Annotated in this window: 18 protein-coding genes, 1 pseudogene and 1 riboswitch; of the genes and pseudogenes, 12 read left to right on the top strand and 7 right to left on the bottom strand. The window is 62.6% G+C overall.

Going from position 1 to position 20,580, the window contains the following annotated elements; translation table 11 throughout:
* Positions 1-180: 180 nt before the first annotated feature.
* Positions 181-1,368 carry a GNAT family N-acetyltransferase gene (locus tag THECO_RS12065; protein ID WP_015255324.1) on the bottom strand — a complete coding sequence of 396 codons (1,188 nt, stop codon included), beginning with the start codon at positions 1,366-1,368 and terminating at the stop codon, positions 181-183.
* A 188-nt stretch (positions 1,369-1,556) separates the two neighbouring features.
* Between THECO_RS12065 and THECO_RS12060 the strand changes: the two genes are divergently transcribed.
* From THECO_RS12060 to THECO_RS12035, 6 genes and pseudogenes are all read left to right on the top strand, one after another.
* A complete protein-coding gene (locus THECO_RS12060; protein ID WP_015255323.1) occupies positions 1,557-1,862 on the top strand; it encodes an urease subunit gamma in 306 nt (101 codons plus the stop codon).
* Between the two features lie 50 nt (positions 1,863-1,912).
* Positions 1,913-2,281, top strand: coding sequence for an urease subunit beta (locus THECO_RS12055; protein WP_041853893.1), 369 nt, complete (start codon positions 1,913-1,915; stop codon positions 2,279-2,281).
* Positions 2,278-3,670 (top strand): annotated as a pseudogene (locus THECO_RS12050) (urease subunit alpha). The gene THECO_RS12055 and the pseudogene THECO_RS12050 overlap by 4 nt, the downstream one beginning before the upstream one ends.
* Positions 3,671-3,691: 21 nt before the next feature.
* Positions 3,692-4,447 (top strand): urease accessory protein UreF, encoded by a 756-nt coding sequence (locus tag THECO_RS12045; protein WP_015255322.1) that lies wholly within the window; start codon positions 3,692-3,694, stop codon positions 4,445-4,447.
* A 42-nt stretch (positions 4,448-4,489) separates the two neighbouring features.
* Complete coding sequence (gene ureG / locus THECO_RS12040) at positions 4,490-5,176, top strand: urease accessory protein UreG (protein ID WP_015255321.1); 687 nt, start codon at positions 4,490-4,492, stop codon at positions 5,174-5,176.
* The gene (locus tag THECO_RS12035) at positions 5,136-6,131 is read left to right on the top strand and encodes an urease accessory protein UreD (protein WP_083883218.1); all 996 of its coding nucleotides are present in this window, start codon (positions 5,136-5,138) and stop codon (positions 6,129-6,131) included. The genes ureG and THECO_RS12035 overlap by 41 nt, the downstream gene beginning before the upstream one ends.
* 329 nt (positions 6,132-6,460) lie before the next feature.
* On the opposite strand, the gene THECO_RS12030 is transcribed toward THECO_RS12035, so the two are convergent.
* The 3 genes from THECO_RS12030 to THECO_RS12020 are packed head-to-tail and all read right to left on the bottom strand — an operon-like array spanning position 6,461 to position 10,797.
* A complete protein-coding gene (locus tag THECO_RS12030; protein WP_015255319.1) occupies positions 6,461-7,663 on the bottom strand; it encodes a response regulator transcription factor in 1,203 nt (400 codons plus the stop codon).
* Positions 7,664-7,697: 34 nt separating this feature from the next.
* Positions 7,698-9,017, bottom strand: a complete 1,320-nt coding sequence (locus THECO_RS12025) for an ABC transporter substrate-binding protein (protein ID WP_015255318.1) — start codon at positions 9,015-9,017, stop codon at positions 7,698-7,700.
* Between the two features lies 1 nt (position 9,018).
* Positions 9,019-10,797: a sensor histidine kinase gene (locus THECO_RS12020; RefSeq protein ID WP_015255317.1), complete on the bottom strand. Its 1,779-nt coding sequence runs from the start codon at positions 10,795-10,797 to the stop codon at positions 9,019-9,021.
* Positions 10,798-11,025: 228 nt separating this feature from the next.
* Here THECO_RS12020 and THECO_RS12015 point away from each other — a divergent pair, with 228 nt between their 5' ends.
* On the top strand, positions 11,026-11,436 hold the full coding sequence (locus THECO_RS12015; protein WP_015255316.1) for a hypothetical protein: 411 nt from the start codon (positions 11,026-11,028) through the stop codon (positions 11,434-11,436).
* A gap of 37 nt (positions 11,437-11,473) precedes the next feature.
* Here the strand turns inward: THECO_RS12015 and THECO_RS12010 are convergent, their stop codons facing one another.
* The 3 genes from THECO_RS12010 to metE all read right to left on the bottom strand — a co-directional run bounded on the left by THECO_RS12010 (position 11,474) and on the right by metE (position 15,427).
* Positions 11,474-12,244: a fumarylacetoacetate hydrolase family protein gene (locus tag THECO_RS12010; protein ID WP_052835990.1), complete on the bottom strand. Its 771-nt coding sequence runs from the start codon at positions 12,242-12,244 to the stop codon at positions 11,474-11,476.
* 307 nt (positions 12,245-12,551) lie between these two features.
* Positions 12,552-13,049, bottom strand: coding sequence for a hypothetical protein (locus tag THECO_RS12005; RefSeq protein ID WP_015255314.1), 498 nt, complete (start codon positions 13,047-13,049; stop codon positions 12,552-12,554).
* A gap of 101 nt (positions 13,050-13,150) precedes the next feature.
* Positions 13,151-15,427: a 5-methyltetrahydropteroyltriglutamate--homocysteine S-methyltransferase gene (gene metE, locus THECO_RS12000; protein ID WP_015255313.1), complete on the bottom strand. Its 2,277-nt coding sequence runs from the start codon at positions 15,425-15,427 to the stop codon at positions 13,151-13,153.
* A 232-nt stretch (positions 15,428-15,659) separates the two neighbouring features.
* A riboswitch (cobalamin riboswitch) is annotated at positions 15,660-15,840 on the top strand.
* A 163-nt stretch (positions 15,841-16,003) separates the two neighbouring features.
* Between metE and THECO_RS11995 the strand changes: the two genes are divergently transcribed.
* From THECO_RS11995 to THECO_RS11975, 5 genes are read left to right on the top strand one after another with little or no spacing between them, the layout of a single operon-like run.
* Positions 16,004-16,228, top strand: a complete 225-nt coding sequence (locus THECO_RS11995; RefSeq protein ID WP_015255312.1) for a glutaredoxin family protein — start codon at positions 16,004-16,006, stop codon at positions 16,226-16,228.
* Positions 16,225-16,614, top strand: coding sequence for a class Ib ribonucleoside-diphosphate reductase assembly flavoprotein NrdI (gene nrdI / locus THECO_RS11990; protein ID WP_015255311.1), 390 nt, complete (start codon positions 16,225-16,227; stop codon positions 16,612-16,614). The genes THECO_RS11995 and nrdI overlap by 4 nt, the downstream gene beginning before the upstream one ends.
* The gene (gene nrdE / locus THECO_RS11985) at positions 16,592-18,682 is read left to right on the top strand and encodes a class 1b ribonucleoside-diphosphate reductase subunit alpha (protein ID WP_015255310.1); all 2,091 of its coding nucleotides are present in this window, start codon (positions 16,592-16,594) and stop codon (positions 18,680-18,682) included. The genes nrdI and nrdE overlap by 23 nt, the downstream gene beginning before the upstream one ends.
* Positions 18,670-19,635, top strand: coding sequence for a class 1b ribonucleoside-diphosphate reductase subunit beta (gene nrdF, locus THECO_RS11980; RefSeq protein WP_015255309.1), 966 nt, complete (start codon positions 18,670-18,672; stop codon positions 19,633-19,635). Before nrdE ends, nrdF begins: the two co-directional genes overlap by 13 nt.
* 21 nt (positions 19,636-19,656) lie before the next feature.
* Complete coding sequence (locus THECO_RS11975) at positions 19,657-20,580, top strand: LysR family transcriptional regulator (RefSeq protein ID WP_015255308.1); 924 nt, start codon at positions 19,657-19,659, stop codon at positions 20,578-20,580.

Below are 20,580 nucleotides of genomic sequence, written 5' to 3'. Positions count from 1 at the left end.
TGTGGTCAACTGCGATTTCCCCTTTCCGATTCTGAGGCGGATCCGTGCAAACGCCGGGAACTATCTAATTTAGTGTAACATATCCGCCATACCTTGACCAGCAATCGGGAGGCAGACGGAGGCAACAAAAACGGCGGGGGCAATTGCGCCTTCCCGCCATCCGAATGTCTGCTTTTGGTCTCAGAAGAAATCGATCAGATTCGTCGGCGTCGCCGGAACGCGAGATTCGAGCAATTCCGCGGCCGCCGCGTCGCCGGTGAACAAGCCGTCCTCATACAGGGACGCAGGACGCTGATCGCCGAGAAGCACTGCCGACAGCGCGCGAATGTGGCAAGCCAGCGCCGGAGCATCCGGCGACCCGGCGGCGGCCGGCGTCAGGCTCCCGCGGCCGTCCGCGTCGACGGAGAGCAGGAATTCGCCGTCGTTCCAGGGCGCGGCCTCGTCCGTGATGCGCAGCCGCAGACGGGTCGGGCCGTTCCCCGGTCGGAACGCGTATGCGTAGACGAAGCTCTGGACATCGACGATGCGGCCCATGACGTGCGGCATCCGCGTCTGCGTGAACCGGGGATCATGCAGGAGAAACGGCAGACGGTCGTTCGCCGAACATTTCAGCTGCACCTTGTCCGCCATGGAATCGTGGTTGGCGATGAACGCCAGCATGCCCTCCCGCGCTTCGCGATTCAGGTAAACCCACTCCGCAATGTGCATCAGCCGGTCCTTCAGCGTGAACAGCATGTACCCCTGCGGCTCGCCGGACGCGTCCTCGTAGATGTAGCAGCAACACTCGTTCGCGAGCACCCGCTCTTCCCACCAATCCGCGTCGCGATCGTTCATGGTATTGAACCGGGCCGCATAACGCCCGCGCAGGCGATGGAGCAGTCCCAGTTCCTCCAGGGGCCGTTCGATCCGCCGCATGCCGCCCTCCATCGCGAATCCTCCGCATTTCTCCGGCTGCAGTTCAAGCACAACGGCGTCCGCGACGACTTCCCAACCGAATTTCCGGTAAAACGGAATGGAGAAGGGGTGCAGGAACGAAACGGTCACCCCTTCGTTGCGCATTACGCCCAGGACGTGCAGGAGGAGCTGCCGGACGAGTCCCTGTCTCCGGAATTCCGGCCACGTAGCGACCCCCGCGATGCCGCCCATCGGGATGCTGCGGCCGTTCAGCCAGATCCGCATCGGATGGACGGCGGCTTTGGCCGCCAACCGTCCGTCAATGAAATATCCCCAGACGCGGTCCGGCTTCAACGATTTGCGGCGCTGTTCCCATACTTCCGGGTTGAGGCTGAATTGAAACGCGAAAGAGGACAGCCGGATGCTGTCATCCACTTCCTTATCCGTCAGACGACGGATGCTCTGTTCCTTCATTCGGGATCACTCCTCGTCACAACACACTCATCAGGAACGTACCGGTTTTTTCGAGAAGATGCAAGAGCATTGGGGCGCAAAATTTTTATGTTATAAAAGTTAACATTAAATTGCGAATTCTGAGGATTGACGTTATAATTATGTTAGAAAACCGAACATTAAATTGGATGGAAGGGAGAGATGTACGCATGCTGCTGACGGAAAGGGAGAAGGAGCGGCTGATGATCAGCGTGGCCGCCGATCTCGCAAGGCGGAGGCTGGCGCGCGGCGTCAAGCTGAACTATCCGGAAAGTGTGGTGCTCATCACGTCCGAAATCCTCGAGGGCGCGCGAGACGGCAAGACGGTCGCCGAGCTGATGGCGTACGGCGCCCGCATCCTGCGCCGGGACCAGGTGATGGAAGGGGTGCCGGAGATGATTCAGGAAGTGCAGGTCGAGGCAACTTTCCCGGACGGCACCAAGCTGGTCACCGTCCACCATCCGATAGCCGAATAACCGGCCGGGCGGAGATCCGGCATGCAAATGTGGAAGGAGAGATGCCGTGCATGATTCCAGGGGAATACCGGACGGCGGAAGGCGGGATCGAACTGAACGCGGGAAGGCCGCGCAAGGAGCTGATTGTCGTCAATACGGGCGACCGTCCCGTGCAGGTCGGTTCGCATTTTCATTTCTTCGAAGTCAACCGCGCCCTCGTCTTCGACCGCGAGGCGGCGTTCGGCATGCGGCTGGACATTCCGGCCGGAACGGCGGTCCGGTTCGAGCCGGGCGAAGAGAAGCCGGTCGTCCTGACCACAATCGGCGGATCACGCATCGTCTACGGCCTGAACGGGCTGACGCGGGGCGTGGCTGCTCCCGTCGCTGTTCCCGAAGAGGTGCGGGAGCGGCTGGAAGCATGGAAGGAGGGACCGCGGTGAGCCGGATGGATCGCAAAAGCTACGACGGCATGTTCGGCCCGACGACGGGCGATGCGATCCGGCTGGCGGACACGGAGCTGTGGGCCGAAATCGAGCGGGACTATACCGTCTACGGCGACGAATGCAAGTTCGGCGGCGGAAAAGTCATCCGCGACGGCATGGGGCAGTCGAGCCGGGCGCGGCGCGATGACGGCGTGCTCGACACGATCATTACGAACGCGGTCATCATCGACCATTGGGGCATCGTGAAAGCCGACATCGGCATCAAGGACGGCCTGATCGTCGGCATCGGCAAGGGGGGCAACCCCGACCTGATGGACGGCGTCGATCCGAACCTGATCGTCGGCGTCTCCACGGAGGTGATCGCGGGCGAGGGCCGGATCGTCACCGCCGGCGGCATCGATTCGCACGTGCATTTCATCAGCCCGCAGCAGATCGAGACGGCGCTCGCGTCCGGCATCACGACGATGATCGGCGGCGGCACCGGGCCGGCCGCCGGCACGAACGCGACGACGTGCACGCCGGGCGCCTGGCATATCGCCCGCATGCTGGAGGCGGCCGAGGCATTCCCGATGAACCTCGGCTTCACCGGCAAGGGGAACGCCTCGTTCATCGAGCCGCTCATCGAGCAGATCGAAGCGGGCGCGATCGGGCTGAAGCTGCACGAGGACTGGGGGACGACGCCGGCGGCGATCGACGCGTGCCTGCGCGCGGCGGATCTGCACGACGTGCAGGTCGCCATCCACACCGACACGCTGAACGAGTCGGGGTTCGTGGAGGATACGCTGGCCGCGATCGCCGGCCGGACGATGGCAGACCGCGGACAAAATGAAACGCCAGCGCGGACAGCTTCAACCGGACACGGCGAGCGACAACTTCCGCATCCGGCGCTACATCGCGAAATATACGATCAATCCGGCGATCACGCACGGTATCGCGCATCTGGTCGGTTCCGTCGAGCCGGGCAAGTTCGCCGATCTCGTCATCTGGAATCCGATGGTCTTCGGCGTGAAGCCGGATCTCGTGCTGAAGGGCGGGGCCATCGCCTGGGCGCAGATGGGCGATCCGAACGCGTCGATTCCGACGCCGCAGCCGGTATTCGGCCGGCCGATGTTCGCCGCGTTCGGCAAGGCGCGCGCCGCGACCTCGATCACGTTCGTGTCGCAGGCGGCCTATACCCAAGGCATCGCGGAGAAGCTGGGCCTGACGAAGCGGGTGGAGCCGGTGAAGGGCAGCCGGAACATCGGCAAGAAGGATATGGTGCTGAACGACGCGACGCCGCGGATCGAAGTCGATCCCGAGACGTACAAGGTGACCGTCGACGGCGAGCCGTGCACCTGCGAGCCGGCGGCCGTGCTGCCGATGGCGCAGCGGTATTTCCTGTTCTGAGGCGGCAAGGAGGTTGTGGCTGTGGCGGATGCTCTGGATAGTCCGGCAGGCGGCGGAGCGGTGCCGGTGTCCGTTCCGACGCGGACTCGAGCAGATGTGTCGTGGCTGATGCTGCAGCAGCTGCTCGAGTCCGCGCTGCCGATCGGCGGGTTCTCGCATTCGTTCGGCCTGGAGACGATGGTGCAGGAAGGGCGGATCCGGACGTCGGCTGATCTTGAGCGCTATGCGGAGACGATGCTGCTGCTGCAGAGCTGGGCGACGCTCGACGCGATGATCGTGAAGGCGGTGTACGAATGCCCGACGGATGACTGGGAGCGGGCTTGGCGCATCGAGCGGCTCGTCCATCTCCAGCGCGCGGCGGCGGAGTCGCGGGCGGCCGCCGGGAAGATGGGGCGCCGGCTGCTCCGCCTCGCGGCCAGTGTCCATCCGGGACTTGATCTGTCGCCGCTGGAAGAGGCCTTCCGAAGCGGCCGCTCCCTGGCTACGCATCCGCTCGTCTTCGGGTTTCTGTGCCGGCGCCTCGGCTTTCCGCTCCATCAGGCGGTGCAGGGGCTGCTTTACGGCAACATCGTCACTTGCGTGAACAGCGCGCTGCGTCTTATGGCGATCGGCCAGACGGAGGGGCAGGCGATCATCGCCCGGCTCATCCCGCTCATCGCCGAAGGGTGGGAGTTGGCGAACCGGCTCGAACCGGAGGACGCGCACGGCAACACGCCGCTTGCGGAACTGATGGCGATGCGCCATGAGACGCTGTATTCCCGGCTGTTCATGTCGTAGCGATGACGCCGGATAACCATTTTTTGATAGGAAGGGATTTCCATGTGCCAAGGACAGGGACATCATCACCATCATGATTGGGAGACGCCGACCGTACCGGCGGACCGTCCGATGCGGATCGGCATCGGCGGGCCGGTCGGTTCGGGCAAGACGGCGCTCGTCGAGCGCATTGCGAAGGCAATGCGGGACCGCTACAGCATCGCCGTCATCACGAACGATATCTATACGGCGGAAGACGCGCGCATTCTCGTGAAAACCGGCTGCCTGCCGGAGGAGCGGATCATCGGCATCGAGACGGGCGGCTGCCCGCACACGGCGATCCGGGAGGACGCCTCGATGAACTTCGAGGCGATCGAGGATCTGAAAACCCGGTTCCCGGATCTGGATTTCATTCTGATCGAGAGCGGCGGCGACAATCTGGCGGCGGCGTTCAGCCCGGAACTGGCGGACCGGTTCATCTACATCATCGACGTGGCGCAAGGGGAGAAAATCCCTCGCAAAGGCGGTCCGGGCATCATGCGCTCCGACCTGCTCCTCATCAACAAGATCGACCTTGCGGAGCATGTCGGCGCGAGCCTCAAGGTGATGGAGGAAGATACGCAGCGGATGCGGGGCGGACGGCCCTATGTGTTCACCAATCTGCTGCACGGCGGCGAAGGGCTCCGCATGATCGTCGACTGGCTGGAACATGAGCTTCAGCATGCCCGCGGCATCCGGCATACGCATTGACGGCGCGGCGGCAGCCGCAGGACTAGGGACGCGGGCCATCGTGCAGCCGCATGCGGTGCCTGGGCCCCGACCGCACGCAGCGCAGGCCGGAAGGCTGGATGCAGCATCGGCAGACGGACTGCCGCAAGTGCCGCCGGCCCACGGGCAGGCTCGCCTCGAAGCCGCCTTCGCCGTCCGCGGCGGGCGCACCGCCCTCGTCTCGAAGATGCACACCGCACCGCTCAAAATCGCGAAGGCGTTCGACCGCCAGCACGAGCTGGCCGTCATCGTCATGGATGCGTCGCCCGGCATGCTCACCGGCGACCGCTACGAGATGGCGTGGACGGCGGAGGCGGACGCGCGCGTCTGCCTGACGAATCAGGGGCACACGCGCATCCATCCGTCGCCGCCAGGCCGCGGCGCGGTGCTGACGCAGCGGTTCGCGCTGCATGAAGGCGCGTGCGTCCAGTCGATGATGGAGCCGCTCATGCTGTACCGGGACGCCGAGTTTGCCGCGTGCACCGAGGTCGACCTCGCGCCGGGCGCCGTCTGGCTGTCTTCCGAGATCATCTGCCCGGGCCGCGCCGGGCGCGGGGAAAAATTCGCGTTCCGCCGTTACGATGCGACGCTGTCCGTCCGGTACGGCGGGGAGCTGATCTTCCGCAGCCGTCAGCTCGTCGACCCTGCGAAACAGCGGATCGCCGCGCCGGGTGCCTGGGAAGACTGCACGCACGTCGGGATGCTGTATTGCTTCTCCGACCGTCTGGACGGCATCCATCTGGATGCGGTGCGCGAGGCGATCGAACGCGCGTCCGAGGCCATGCCCGGCGGGTGCATCGCCGGCGCCTCCCGCACCTGGCGCAATGGCATCGTCGTCATGGCCGCCGGGGGCGCGGCGTGGCGGCTGCAGCGGGTGCTGGAGGCGGCGTGGCGCGCGCTGCGGCGCACGCTCCTCGGTCTGCCGGAGGCGGTGTGAGGGGATAGTTGAAACGGGCTTCCGCTTGAGGCGCAATCTTCAAGCGGAAGCCCGTTTGTGCGATGGCACTGCGCTGGTACCGCATCCGGAGGAGTCGGCGCGGAGTGCCTCCATCTGGTGCAGAAATGCACCAGATGCGGGGAGGTAGGCGCGGAGTGCCTCCATCTGGTGCAGAAATGCACCAGATGCGGGGAGGTAGGCGCGGAGAACCTCCATCTGGTGCAGATATGCACCAGATCCGGAGGTGTGGCACGGTGAAACTCCCTCCGGCGCACCCATGCGCCGCAAGAGGCCACCCCGGTTACAAGGTGCGGATGTGTGAACAGGCTTCAGGTCTGCGCGTATTTTTCTCTGTACTCGTAGGGGCTCATGTTCTCGTGGTTTTTGAACACCCGGCTGAAATGCGCGGAATCGGCGTAGCCGACCCGGCTGCCGACCTCGTAAATTTTCAGCTTCGTCGTGCGGAGCAGCTCCTTCGCCTTTTCCATCCGGATGCGGAGCAGCGCCTGCGTGAACGTGGTGCCCGTCTCGTTCTTGAACAGGGTGCTGAGGTAGTTCGGATTGAGATACAATCGCTCGGCGAGTCCGGACAGCGTAATGTCCTGGTCGTATTCCGTCTCCAGAATGTGAATCGTCTGGCGGATCAGATGGTGCATCTCGCCGCGCGGCTCAAGCAGGCCGTCCGTTCCTTGTTCCGTCCCGTCGCCCGCGACCGGCACGGCCGGACGGTCAATGCCGAGCTGTTTCAGGCTGCGCCAGTAGAGGCCGCTCACTTCCGAAAGCTGCTTCGCCACGCCGCCGATCCCGGCCCGGATCGTCCGCCGCAGGGTGGCGCGGACCGCGTCCGCGCAGCGCGAGGCGATCTCCTCCGGCGACGCGTGGCCGTCCTTCAGGAACAGGACGCAGGTCAGATGGCTGCCTTCAACGAAGACGAGGGGAACGCCGAAACCGCTCAGCACATCGCCCAGCACGTTCTTGACGGCGAAGCGGATCGTGCCGCCTTCCTCCGCGTCCTCGATGACGAAGCTGAGCACGCCGACGGCGTCGTATTCCGGGAACATCCACTCGTCGTAGTAGGGGAGGGGCAGTTCGTAGAGCAGATCCTGCACCCTTTTCTCCAGCAGGGCCATTTCCCGCAGCCGGCTGATCCGCTCCGCTTCCTTGCGTCCCCGTACCGTATCGGCGGCCTTGGCGATCGCTTCGCGAAGCGCCTGCACGGATACCGGTTTGAGCAAATATTCGGAGACGTTGGCGCGGATCGCCGCCCGGGCGTACTCGAATTCCGCGTAGCCGGTCAGCATGAAAATGATGATGTCGGGAAAACGTTCGCGGATGCGGGACGCCAGTTCCACCCCGTCCATGCCGGGCATCCGGATGTCGGTGATGACCAGGTCGAACGAATCGTCCAGCATGCGCAGCGCCTCTTCGCCTTCCTCAGCTTCTTCCACTTCGTAGCTGTCGTCGAATCGGCGCACGGTGTCCGCCATCATCTGACGGACGCCGGATTCGTCATCCACGATCAGAATCCGCATCGGTCAATCCTCCTTCTGTCGTCGTGCCGGCGGGTTATCGCGCCGCGAGTTCCGTGCGGATCTGCCGCATGGCGTCTTCCCACGCCCGGTCGCCGCTCAGCAGTCCGTTCTCGACTTTCTGCAGCGCCGATTCCATGATCTCCTCGACCAGCGGCTGATAGGCGCCCGCATAGACCGGCCGGACCGCAAGCGCAGCCTCGCTCAGCAGTTGGCCGACCGGCGCGCCCATGAAGAAACCATCCCGTTTATTCGTAATATCGGTATTGTCGTACAAAGTTGTGAGCGACGGAAAAATATTTTGCTCACGGAAAAGTTCGAGCTGCCGTTCTTCATCGGTCAGCCATCGAATCAGCTCCCAGGCCTCATCCGGATGGCGGCTCTCCCGCGGAATGGCGAAGAACCATCCGCCCCAGTTCGCCGCTCCGCCGGGCAGCCGCGTCATGTTCCATTGGCGGACCGCGCCGGGAGAGTTCTCCGTCACGTAGCTGAGCATCCAGGCGGGTGCGAGCAGCGTCGCGAAATGTCCCTGCTCCATGCCGACGGCCCACTCGGTCGAGCCCGTCTGCAGGCCGGCGGACAGGCCGTTCACCTTCGCGGCGACGGCGTAGTCCCAGGCTTCGCGCACCGCCGGGTTGGTGTCGCCGATGAAGGCGCCGGTCTCGGGATCGAAGTACTGCACCTCGGCCTGGCCGAGGATGGCGCGGTAGAGCGTGCCGATGTTGTCGATCATCGGTTTGCCCGTCCGGGTGCGGAGCACGATGCCGCTGCGGAGGAACGAATCCCAGTCCGGCAGCGATTCGGCCAGCTCGCCCCGGTCCAGCGGCAATCCGGCCTGCCCGTACAGGCTGACGCGGAACAGCATCGTCATCGGCCCGATGGACGCGGGCAGGGCGTAGATGAACGAGCCGTCCGGGCTGGCCGCCTGCTGCCAGTTCCACGCCAGATACCGCCCGGCGAGCGGCTCGGATGCGAGTTCCCGCAGATTGTAGAAGTAGGACGGGAACCGTTTGAAGCGTTCCATGTAGCTGAGGTCGATCATGACGACATCCGGCGCGCCGTAGCCGGCCGCAAACGCGGTCTGGAGATTGGCGTGCAGATCCTGGGAGTCGAACCGGACGATCTCGACCTGCACGTCGTCATGCTCCTCGTTATACTGTGAAATGAACGGCTCGTAGCCGGAACCGGGCCACAGCCAGATGACGAGCGGGTCCGGCCCCTGGTCCGCGCCGCGGGCGCCGTGGCTGACGATCATGCCGCCCTCCGCGCATGAGGCGAGGACGAGCAGCGCGGCCAGCGCGAGGAGCGGCCATGTCCGGCGCGGTCCGCCGCGTCTGGGTTGTCCATGCGGTGTCATCTCACGGCACCTCCTTGCCGCTGCCGGCGTCCGGATCGATCGGAATGCGGATCGTCACGCGCAGGCCGCCCCATTCGTTGCCGGACAAGGTGATCCCGTAGCTGCGGCCATAGATGTATTGGATTCTCTCCTGCAGATTCGGCAGACCGATGCCGGTGTGCAGCGGCTTGTTCCGCTGCGGCGCGTCTTCGGACAGAATCTCCTTCATCTCGCGTTCGCTCATGCCGATGCCGTTGTCGTCCACGGTCAGCACCATGTCCCGCCCGTCGCGCTGAATGCGGATGCGGATTTTCCATTGATCCCGCTTGACGCCTTCCAGCCCGTGGGTCATCGCGTTCTCGACGATCGGCTGCAGGAGCAGCTTCATGCACCGGCAATCGAGCAGTTCCTCGTCGATGTCCAGCTCGACATCGAGCCGCTCGCCGTAGCGGTATTTCTGCAGGGTGATGTACCGTCTGAGCTGGGCGACGTCCTCGCGGACCGTCGTCATCTCCGAGCCCGGCTGGATGCTGTAGCGCAAGAGCTCGCTGAGCAGCTGCACCATCTCGGCGGCCGCCGCGGCGTCGCGCTTGCCTTCCAGCGTCCAGTAGATCGTGTTCAGCGTATTGTACAGGAAGTGCGGGCGGAACTGGGCGCGCAGCGCGACGAACTGCGCCTGCCGCTCGCTGACCTGCTTGTCCGTCAGATCGCGGATCGTCTGCTGCAGCCGCGCGAGCATGCGGTTGAAGCTGTCATACAGCCCCGACACTTCCGCATTCCAGAGCTGGCGCTTCACCGGCAGCAGATGGCCTTCGTCGATCCGCTCGATCCGTTTCGCCAGGAAGCGAATCGGTCTGACGAGCGTCCAGGAATAGAAGGTGATGAACAGAATGCCGACGGACAGACCGACGATGCTGATCCAGAGGATGGTGCGCTGCAGGCGCGACACGCCCTCGTACACTTCGCTGCGGTCGATGTAGGCCAGCACCGTCCAGCCGCTGTATTCGGAATACGCATAGGAGATGTAGGCGGGCCCGTCTTCCGTGTTCAGCGTAATCATGTCGCTCGGCACTTTGCGCACCTGCTCCAGCAGCACGCTCGGCGCAGGCGTGCCCACGTCGTCCCATACGGTCGAATAGACGACGCGGCCGAATGAGTCGACAACCTGGACTTTGCCGCTCTTGCCGAGGTTCATCTGTCCGATCGTCTTCTGCAGCGTGATCGCGGGGTAGGCGAAGACGATCGTGCCGATGTTCTCGAGCGTCTCGATGTTGTTGAGGCTCCGCGCGCCGATCACGGCCGGCTGGGCGCCGCCCACCCAGACGAGTCCGGAGAACCAGAGCATGCGTCCCTTGTACTGTTCCATTTCGTCGTACCAGGGCTGTTTCTGCACGGCTTCAAGCGACCGCCAGAGGAAGTCCATGGAAGAGTTGGCCAGGTAGCTGGATCCGTACCGGTCAAGGATCATGATATTCGATTCGTGTCCGCTCGTCCGGTTGCTCGCGTTCATGACGCGGATCAGCTCTTCGTTGTAGCTCCCCGGATTCGTGCGGGCGGACAAATGTTTCTGCACGACCTCGTTGAACGCCAGCACCTGCGTCATTTTGTCATATTCGATCAGATTGGCGTCCAGCTTGCCGCTCAGATGGGTGATGGAGTCCAGCAGCAGCCTGGCGGTCTGATTCAGCGACGAGCGCGACGTCTGCACGTAGGTCACCGTTGCCGTCGCCGACATGACGAAGAGCAGAATCGCCGTGAAACCGATCGTGAGCTGCGCCAGAATGGACGGTTTGCGTTTCAATGCCATTCTCCCTTTCGGCTGCGGAAAGCCTGATGACAGGCGGGCCGGAGAATGCTTGCGGCTGTTGCATCACTTCCATTATAGTGAACCTGTATAAGGTTGCCAGACCATGGCGATTCGAAATCTTGGAGATTTTTCAGTTTTTTTGACGACATTTAAGGTTTTCAGCACCATCGTTGCCCGAATCTGCCCGGGATATTCGAGCGGCCCACGGAAGGAATGAACACCATGCGACAGGATTCCTGGATTTCGGTTGATGTCAAACAAGTCGAACACCTGGAGCTCCCCGAAGGCTTCCTGCCGCTGCTTGTCGGCACGGTGCTCCGATTCTACGGCGAACGTCTCTGCTTCGGGGGCTATCCGGCCGACCGGCCGTTCTTCCTGGCGGCCTATTTCCTGCCGACGGCGACGATCTATACGTCCGTGCTGGTCGATCCGGAGCAGCTTCTCGAGGATATGCACGATGACGCGATCGAATACGGCCGGGATGAGCCGATGGTGGCGGACAGCGGCTTTGTGCTCAGCGCGACGGTGACGAACGAGATCGTCGCGGAGCCGGGAATGATCGGCTGCCGGACGATGGTCGTGCTGGACTCCCATTTCGAGGGCGCACAGGTGCTGCGGGGCGTCAGGCCCTAAGACCGGTGCGCCCGTCCGGGAAGCCGCCGGAGCGGGATCACGCCGGAGCGGCGACCGGATTCGTCAGCTCGCCGATGCCGTCGACCGCGCACGTGACGACATCGCCGTCGCCGACCCAGTCGGCGCCCGCCGGCGTGCCGGTCAGGATGACATCGCCGGGCTGCAGGGTCATGAAGCGGCTGATGTAAGCGATCTGCCGGTCGACCGGCATGATGATTTCGTCCATCGCGCCGTCCTGCTTCGGCACGCCGTTCACCGAGGCGCGGATGCGCGCCGTGCGCCAGTCGAACGCCGTGTCGATGACCGGCCCGAGCGGGCAGAACGAATCGAACGCCTTGCCGATCGTCCAATGGCCTTCGGGGTGGAAAAAGTCCAGCGCGCTGACATCGTTCGCGACGGTGCAGCCGAAGATGACGCCGTCCGCATCCTCCGGACGAATCCGGCGTGCGGTCCGCCCGATGACGACCGCCACCTCGGACTCGAACTTCACCCGATTCGCCCCGTCCGGCAGCATGATCGGATCGCCGGGACCGATCACGGTGCCGAGCGGTTTGAAGAACAGGATCGGCATGTCGGGTTCGGGCGGTTTCGGCTCGCCCGCAGCGGCGAAGTTTTTGCCGATGCCGATGATATGGCGCGGCATGACCGGCGCGAGCAGGCGGACGTCCGCAAGCCCGAACCGCCGGCCGGTGAACGCGGGCGGGTCGAACAGTCCGCCGGACAGTTCCCGCAGCCAGCCGTCTTCCAGAATGCCGCGGCGGGCGGGGGATTCCGGTTCCGCCAGCGGGATGAAGCGCGCGATTTTCATGATCAGTCCCTCTCCTTGTGCCTCAATTTTTCCGTCCGGATCAAAAATGCCTCCAAAATGCCGCCGTTTCGACAACTGTGAGTGATTCCGCCGCATCCGGCTCTCCTGTGAGCGCTTTCGCCCATGTCTCTACTCTACCAGCATGCGCGGCCGCAACCAAATCCGGACTTCCCGGCGGGAGGCCTTGATCCTGAAGGTTCGGGAACTGAGCGGCGCGGACAGAGATGGCGAGAGCGGTGCCGACGGCGGGACACGAGAGGCCCTCCGGATGTCTGCGCAATGGAACTCCGGAGGGCCGCTGAGCAGCCTATACGATTGCAAAAACCGCAGCCAATGCCAGACTTGCGGCTGCGGCCAACACCGTGCCGACAACAAAACCTCTGAAATGAAAACGATAGTTCCTGTATTCGGCCATGCCTTCCGTTCCTTCAATGACCAGAAACTTCGGCGTGACGGTGCAGAACAGCAGCCAGTCGAGGACGAGCCAGTCGACCGCGTTGAACACGGTCATGATGCCGAACGCGTTGAGGAAGGCGGTCGGAAACGCGATGTCCCCGCCGAGCGACCGCTCGAGCAGCCAGGTGGAGACCGCCGGAACGCCGATGAGCACGAGCAGAAAGCAAGCGCCGATGATGCGGGTTGTCCGCTGTTCCGAAGCGGTCTTCGCGCCGGCCGCCCGCTGAATGCCCTCGGGGTACGACTGCAGCAGCAGCCGGGGATTGGCGTACAGCGTTCCCACGATCATCGCCGACAGCACGATCGACAACGCCAGCCCGTACAGGAGGATGGACATTCCCAGCGTCAAGGCAAGTCATCCCTTCCTTCGCGTACACAGCGCCCATGCTTAAACCGGTTTCCATATTCTTTCATCTTGTTTCAGTCGATTTCCTGCAAAGGCGTTCCATATCAACCCTGAAGCTCGGCCCGGACCTCGGCCGCGGCTTGCACCATATGGCGCAGGCTGGCCCACGTTTCGGCTTCGCCGCGCGTCTTCAGCCCGCAGTCCGGATTGATCCACAGGCGGGCGGGGCCGATGGCGCGGACCATCTTGCGGATGGCCGCTTTCAGCTCCTCCACATCCGGGATGCGGGGGGAGTGGATATCGTAGACGCCCGGTCCTGCCCCCGGACGAAAACCGCTCGCCCGCAGCGTCTCGACGAGTTCAAGATCGGATCTCGATGCTTCGAAGGAGATGACATCCGCGTCCATCGCTTCGATCTCCCGGATCATGTCTTCGAACCGGCTGTAGCACATATGGGTGTGAATCTGTGTCTCGGACCGCACACCGCTGTGCACGAGCCGGAAGGCCGGGATCGCCCAGCTCAGGTATTGCGCGTGCCAGTCGGACCGCCTGAGCGGCAGTTTCTCCCGGAGCGCCGCTTCGTCGATCTGGATGATCCCGATGCCATGGGCTTCGAGATCCAGTACTTCGTCGCGGATGGCGAGGGCGATCTGGAAGGCGATCTCCTTCGGCGGGAGGTCTTCCCGCGGGAACGACCAGTTCAGCATCGTCACGGGCCCGGTCAGCATCCCCTTGACCGGCCGGTCCGTCAGCCCGTTCGCGTAAACGGCGTACTCGACGGTAATCGGCCGGGACCGGCGGACGTCGCCCCAGATGATCGGCGGCTTGACGCACCGCGTGCCGTAGGACTGCACCCAGCCGTTTGTCGTGAAGACGAAGCCGTCCAGACACTCGCCGAAATATTCGACCATGTCGCTTCGCTCGAACTCGCCGTGGACGAGCACGTCGAGGCCGATCTCCTCCTGGCGTCTGACGCAGTCCGCGATCTTGTCGAAAATAAACCGCCTGTACGCCTCCTCCGGCACTTCTCCCTTCCGGTACGCCGCACGAATCGCCCGCACATCCGGCGTCTGCGGGAACGACCCGATCGTGGTGGTCGGAAGCAAAGGCAGCTTCAGCTTGTCCCGCTGGATCGCTTCCCGTTCCGGCAAGGCGGGCAGACGGGTGAAGTCGCGCTCCGTCAGGGCGGCGACTCTCGCCCGGACCGCTTCGTCCGGCTTGCAGCGAGGACCCGCAAGCAGCGCCTCGTTGCGCTTGTACGCCTCTTCCTTCGTCGGATTCGGGCTGTCCAGGAGCCGCTTCAGTTCCGCCAGCTCCCGCAGCTTCTCCTCCGCGAAGGCAAAATGGCGCGTATAGTCCTGCGGCAACCGCGTCTCATGCTTGACCGAATACGGCACGTGCAGCAGCGAACAGGACGGGCCGATGACGACATCCCGCGCATAACGGCGGATTTCCCGCACCGTCCGCAGCGTGTCGGCATAACGGTTTCGCCAGATGTTCCGGCCGCTTACGACCCCTGCGAACAGCGTCTTGTTCTCCGGGAAACCGTGTTTCTGCAGGAGCACCAGGCTTTGCACGCCTTCCACGAAGTCAAGCCCGATGCCGTCGAAGGGCAGCGTCTGCAGTTCTTCATAGCAGTCGCGGACATCGCCGAAGTACGTCTGGACGAGCACCTTCACGCTGTGCTTCCCGGACAGGATCGGCCGGTACAGCTCCGCAAGCAGCCGGATGTCCTCCGTCGTCAAATCCGTCACCAGCCACGGCTCATCGAGCTGAACCCACCGGGCGCCCAGTTCCCCCAGCCGCTGAAGGACATCCTGATAGGCCCGGACGATGTCGGCGAGGACATGTTCCGCCCGCCTGCGCCCGGTGAACCGCGCCAGCTTGAGCAGGGTGAAGGCGCCGACAAGCGCCGGCCGGGTCTCGATGCCGAGCCGCCTTGCTTCCTCGTATTCATCGAAGATTTTGCTTCCGGCGATCCGGATTTCCGCGGAATCTTCGATTTCGGGCACGAGATAATGATAGTTGGTGTTGAACCATTTCCTCATCGCCAGCGCCTTCACGTCGCCCCGCGGCCCCTGATAGCCCCTCGCCATCGCGAAGTACGTCTCGAGCTCATCAAGCCCCAGCGCGCGGTAGCGCTCCGGAACGAGATTGAACAGGACGGCCGTGTCGAGCACATGGTCGTAGAAGGAGAAGTCGTTGGAAGGGATGTGATCGATCCCGCTGTCCTTCTGCACTTGCCAATGCGCACTTCGGAGGCCGGCGGCGATCCGGTTCAGCTCCCCGGCGCCGATTTCTCCCCTGAAATAGTTCTCAACGGCAAACTTCAGTTCCCTCGAGGCTCCGATTCTCGGATATCCGATGATCGATGTCTGCATCCCCATCACTCCCGATTTCGTCTTTGCTTCAGATTATGGAAGACCGGACGAGGTATCGGGTAATACGCGGTTTCTATCGCGTTCGATAGTTTTTTTCTATGGAACCGAAGCGTGCCCCGAAATGGCCGGAACGCCGTGGAATCAATATATTGGAGGTGAATTGATCCCGAAACACTATATCTTGTACCTCGGCAAAACTTGTGTTAGGATGGACTCATCTCGCACAACCACATATTGCTTGTTTCGGACAGGCACCGCGAAGGCGGTTTAATAGGGAAGCCGGTGCGAATCCGGCGCTGTCCCCGCAACTGTAACGCGGACGAACGTTCACATCCACTGTGCGCTTTCGCGCATGGGAAGGGAACGGGAGGATGAGGCGGAGCCAGGAGACCTGCCTGACCGAAACGTGGTTTCCTTTCTCCGGGGATTGAGAACAGGAACGGCCGGCGCATGCGGAGGATGGAGCGGTTTTGCCGCGGCAGGGCTTCCGCGCCATGCGCTTGTCGTCAGCAGGCATCCTCGGGGGAGAGGGTGCTTTTTTTCATCCAATCGAACCGCACAAGGGAGGAACCCGCCATGAAACTGTACACGAAAACCGTCTGCCCGCGGTGCATCTGGATCAAATCCGAGGCGCAGCGCTCCGGCAAGGAAGTGGAGATCATCAACATCGACCATGACGAAGCGGCGCGGGAGCGCCTGATCAGCGCAGGCATCAAGACCGTGCCGGCGCTCGAGGCGGACGGCGAGTTCTGGACGAGCACCGAAGAGATGCTGGAGCGGCTGGGGGGCGCGGACGGATGATCGCTTACGCCAGCCGGACGGGCAATGTCCGCTACATCGTCGCGCAGCTGGGGCTGCCGGGAATCGAGATCGGCGAGGATACGACGGTCGCGGAGCCGTTCCTGCTGCTGACCTACACCGACGGATTGGGGCAGGTGCCGGAGGTCGTGCAGCGATTCATGGAGCGCAGCGGCGCGCATTGCCGGGGCGTGGCCGTCAGCGGCAACCGCAACTTCGGGCATGTCCATTTCGGCAGAGCCGGGGATGCGATCGCGGCGCGGTGGAACGTGCCGCTGGTGCGCAAGCTGGAATTGCGCGGATTCAGGCAGGATTACGAAGCGATCCGGCAATTTTACCTGGAACGGATCGGGAAGGGGAGCCGGCATGAAATCGTATTTGCGAATTAACAACGAAGTGCTGCACCACTACAACCGCACGGGGCGGCTGGATCTGGCGAAGGACCGGGAAGCGGCGAGGCGTTATTTTCTCGAGCATGTGAACGTCAAGATGCGCTACTTCATCGATGTGGACGAGAAAATCCGCTACCTCGTCGACGAGGGCTACTATGAGCGGGAATTCCTCGAGCAGTACGACAAGGCGTTCATCGAGAAGCTGTTCGAGCGGGCGTACAGCTATCATTTCCGGTTCCCGTCGTTCATGAGCGCGAGCAAGTTCTATGACAGCTATGCGATGAAGAGCCGGGACGGCGCCGAAATATTGGAAAAATACGAGGACCGCATCGTCATCATCGCCCTCTACCTGGCGCGCGGCGACAAGGAGCTGGCGGAGCGGGCGGTCGACGCGATGATGACCGCCTACCAGCCGGCGACGCCGACGGCGCTGAACAGCGGCAAGCGGGCCCGCGGCGAGCTGGTGAGCTGCTTCAAGCTGTCGATGGACGACTCGATGAACAGCATCGCCGCGAACATCGGCTATTGCCTGGAACTGTCCCGCCTCGGAGGGGGCGTCGGCGTCAACCTGACAGACATCCGTCCGCTCGGCGATCCGATCAAGGGCATCTTAAGCCGCGCCAGCGGCGTCATGCCCGTGGCGAAGCTGCTCGAGAACGCCTTCTCCTATTCGAACCAGCTCGGGCAGCGCAACGGATCGGGCGTCGTCTATCTGAACATTTTCCACGCCGACATCGAGAGCCTCATCTCCGCGAAGAAGCCGAACGCCGACGAGAAGATCCGCCTGGCGACGCTGTCCACGGGCATCATCGTGCCGAATATTTTCTTCGAGCTGATGAAGCGGGACAAGGACATCGTCCTGTTCAGCCCGTACGACATTTACCGGGAGTACGGCAAGCGGATGTCGGAGATCAGCATGAGCGAGATGTACTACGAGCTGCTGGACAACCCGAACATCCGCAAGCTGAAGCGGGTCAATGCGCGGAAGCTGTACACGGAGATCAAGAAAGCCCAGTTCGAGTCCGGCTATCCGTTCGAGGTGTTCGACGACAACGTCAACGCCCGGCATCCGCTGCGCGGGCTGGGACGGGTGAAAATGTCCAACCTGTGCACGGAAATTCTGCAGGTGCAGCAGACCAGCGTCATCCACGACCACGGCACGGAAAATGAATACGGCATGGACGTGTCCTGCAACCTCGGCTCGCTCGACATCCACAAGGCGACGCAGACGGATTTCGAAAAGCTCGTGGATACGGCCATGCGGCTGCTCACCAATGTGTCGCTCATGACCGACATCCGGAACGTGCCGTCCGTCAGCAAGGCGAACCGGCTCATGCATTCCGTCGGGCTCGGCGTGATGAATCTGCACGGCCATCTGGTGTCGCAAGGGCTGGAATACGGTTCGGACGAGTCGATCCTGTTCGTGGATGCGTTCATGGAGGCGCTGAACTACTACTCGCTGCTCGCTTCCATGCGGCTGGCCCGGGAGAAGGGGGAGACGTTCCACGGGTTTGAGCTGAGCGACTACGCGGACGGTTCCTATTTTGACCCGTATGTGGACAAGGAAGAGCGGGAACTGCCCGAGCCGGTGCGGCGCGCGCTGGGGACCGTGCCCGTCATCACGAGACAGATGTGGCAGGAACTGAAGGAGCAGGTGATGGCGCACGGGCTGTTTAACGCCTACCGGCTGGCGGTGGCGCCGACGGGCAGCATTTCGTACATCCGGAACTGCACCGCGTCCCTTGCCCCGATCACGGAGCGGGTGGAAATCCGCGACTACGCGGACAGCCGCACGATCTATCCGATGCCGTTCCTGAATGACGGGAACAAGCATCTGTACAAGGAAGCCTGGGAGATCGATCCGTTCCGCATGGTGGACCTGTACGCGGCGGCGCAGAAGCATGTCGACCAGGGCCTCTCGATGACGGTGTACGTGACCGACCAATGGACGACGGAGCGGCTCGCCCGGCTGTACATTTACGCGTGGATGAAGGGGATCAAGACGGTTTACTACGTGCGGCAGCGGCTGCAGACGATTGAGGAGTGTGTGGCATGCTCGGTCTGAATCGGTATGAAGCGGTGAACTGGAACCGGCAGGGCCGGGACCTCGTCCAGACGTTCTGGGATCAACAATGGCGGCAGATCTGGTTCCCCGAGGAGATTGCCGTGAGCAAGGACGTGAAGCAGTGGAGCCAGTTCGAGCATCAGGAGACGTACAAGCAGGTGCTCGGCGGGCTTACGCTGCTCGATACGATCCAGACGAACATCGGGATGAACGAGATCGCCCGCCATGCGCCGGATCTGCAGGAGAAGGCGCTCTATACGGTGTTCGCCGCGTTCGAGGCGATCCACGCGAAGTCGTACTCGTACATCTTCACCACGCTCTGCACGAACAGCGAGATCGAGGCGATCTTCGACTGGGTGAAGAAGAGCGAATATTTGCAATACAAGGCGAACCGGATCTCGGGCGTCTACCGTTCGATCCGGGAGAATGACCCCGTCTCCCTGTGGAAGGCGATGTTCGCCTCGGTCATGCTGGAATCGTTCCTGTTCTATTCCGGATTTTTCTATCCGCTCTATCTGGGCGGCCAGGGGATCTTGCGGAACAGCTCCGAGGTCATCTCCCTCATCCTGCGGGACGAGTCGATCCACGGGGTCGCCGTCGGCTATTTCGCGCAGCAACTGTTTAAATCGTTTCCCGACAAGGTGAAGGAAGAGCTGACGGTGTGGGGCTGCGAATTTCTGCTCGACCTGTATCACAATGAAATCGAATATACGAACGACGTGTACGCGGAGACCGGCCTCGGTCCGGAAGTGAAAAGCTACGTGCGCTACAACGCCAACAAGGCGCTCATGAACCTCGGGATGGATGTGATGTTCCCCGACGAGGAAGTCAATCCGATCGTCATGAACGGCATTCGGAACGAAGGTTCGACCTACGATTTCTTCTCGCAGAAGGGGTCGACGTACGCGGTGGCGAAAGTGGCGCCCATTACGGACGAAACGTTCGTGTTCTGACGGCGGCAAGGGGGCGATCGCATGACGCTGCAGCAGCTCAAATACATTCTCGCCATCGTGAACTGCGGTTCGATCAGCGAGGCGGCGAAGCAGCTCTATATTTCACAGCCGAGTCTGTCGAACGCGGTGAAGGAGATCGAGGAAGAATTCGGCATCGAGATTTTCGTGCGCTCCCCGAAGGGGATCGCCCTGACGAACGAGGGCATCGAGTTTCTGGCCTATGCCCGCCAGGTGGTGGAGCAGGCGGAGCTGATGGAGCAGCGGTACTTGAACAAGCGGCCGTCCCGGAAGCTGTGCTCGATCTCCACCCAGCATTACGCCTTCGCCGTCCAGGCATTCGTGGCGCTCATGAAGACGCTGGGCGAGAACGAATACGAATGCACGCTGCGCGAGACGCGGACGCACGAAATCATCGAGGATGTCCGGAACTTGCGCAGCGAAATCGGCATTCTGTACCTGAGCGAGTTCAACCGGAAAGTGATCACCAAGCTGCTGCGGGATCATGACCTGAAGTTCCATCCGCTGTTCACCGCGAAGCCCCATGTGTTCATCAGCGTCCACCATCCGCTGGCGCAGCGGGAGATGCTGGAGATGGACGAACTGGACGAGTATCCGTGTCTCGTGTTCGAGCAGGGGGAGTACAACTCGTTCTATTTCGCGGAGGAAATTCTGAGCACGCGAAGCTACCGGAAGAAAATATTGGTGAGCGACAGGGCGACGCTGTTCAATCTGCTGATCGGCCTGAACGGGTACACGATCAGTTCCGGCGTGCTGAACCAGGACGTGTACGGCGGGTTGATCAAGCCCGTGCGGCTCAAGACGGACGAAGACATGCTCATCGGCTATATCACGAACCAGAAGACGTCCCTGAGCCGTCTCGGGCAGCTCTATGTGGAGAAGCTGAAAGAGGTGGTCGCCCGCGCCGGGCATGAGTTGTTGAGTTGA

It is taken from the genome of Thermobacillus composti KWC4 (genome assembly GCF_000227705.2).
Classification (GTDB): Bacteria; Bacillota; Bacilli; order Paenibacillales; family Paenibacillaceae; genus Thermobacillus; species Thermobacillus xylanilyticus.
This window is presented reverse-complemented; position numbering and strand designations above follow the sequence as displayed.

Coding starts and splice junctions, on each gene's coding strand:
- THECO_RS12015 (WP_015255316.1), top strand. CDS start 11,026: ATGCGACAGGATTCCTGGATTTCGGTTGATGTCAAACAAGTCGAACAC.
- nrdF (WP_015255309.1), top strand. CDS start 18,670: ATGCTCGGTCTGAATCGGTATGAAGCGGTGAACTGGAACCGGCAGGGC.
- THECO_RS12060 (WP_015255323.1), top strand. CDS start 1,557: ATGCTGCTGACGGAAAGGGAGAAGGAGCGGCTGATGATCAGCGTGGCC.
- THECO_RS12065 (WP_015255324.1), bottom strand. CDS start 1,368: ATGAAGGAACAGAGCATCCGTCGTCTGACGGATAAGGAAGTGGATGAC.
- THECO_RS11995 (WP_015255312.1), top strand. CDS start 16,004: ATGAAACTGTACACGAAAACCGTCTGCCCGCGGTGCATCTGGATCAAA.
- ureG (WP_015255321.1), top strand. CDS start 4,490: ATGTGCCAAGGACAGGGACATCATCACCATCATGATTGGGAGACGCCG.
- nrdI (WP_015255311.1), top strand. CDS start 16,225: ATGATCGCTTACGCCAGCCGGACGGGCAATGTCCGCTACATCGTCGCG.
- THECO_RS12030 (WP_015255319.1), bottom strand. CDS start 7,663: ATGCGGATTCTGATCGTGGATGACGAATCCGGCGTCCGTCAGATGATG.
- THECO_RS12055 (WP_041853893.1), top strand. CDS start 1,913: ATGATTCCAGGGGAATACCGGACGGCGGAAGGCGGGATCGAACTGAAC.
- nrdE (WP_015255310.1), top strand. CDS start 16,592: ATGAAATCGTATTTGCGAATTAACAACGAAGTGCTGCACCACTACAAC.
- THECO_RS11975 (WP_015255308.1), top strand. CDS start 19,657: ATGACGCTGCAGCAGCTCAAATACATTCTCGCCATCGTGAACTGCGGT.
- THECO_RS12035 (WP_083883218.1), top strand. CDS start 5,136: ATGAGCTTCAGCATGCCCGCGGCATCCGGCATACGCATTGACGGCGCG.
- THECO_RS12010 (WP_052835990.1), bottom strand. CDS start 12,244: ATGAAAATCGCGCGCTTCATCCCGCTGGCGGAACCGGAATCCCCCGCC.
- THECO_RS12025 (WP_015255318.1), bottom strand. CDS start 9,017: ATGACACCGCATGGACAACCCAGACGCGGCGGACCGCGCCGGACATGG.
- metE (WP_015255313.1), bottom strand. CDS start 15,427: ATGCAGACATCGATCATCGGATATCCGAGAATCGGAGCCTCGAGGGAA.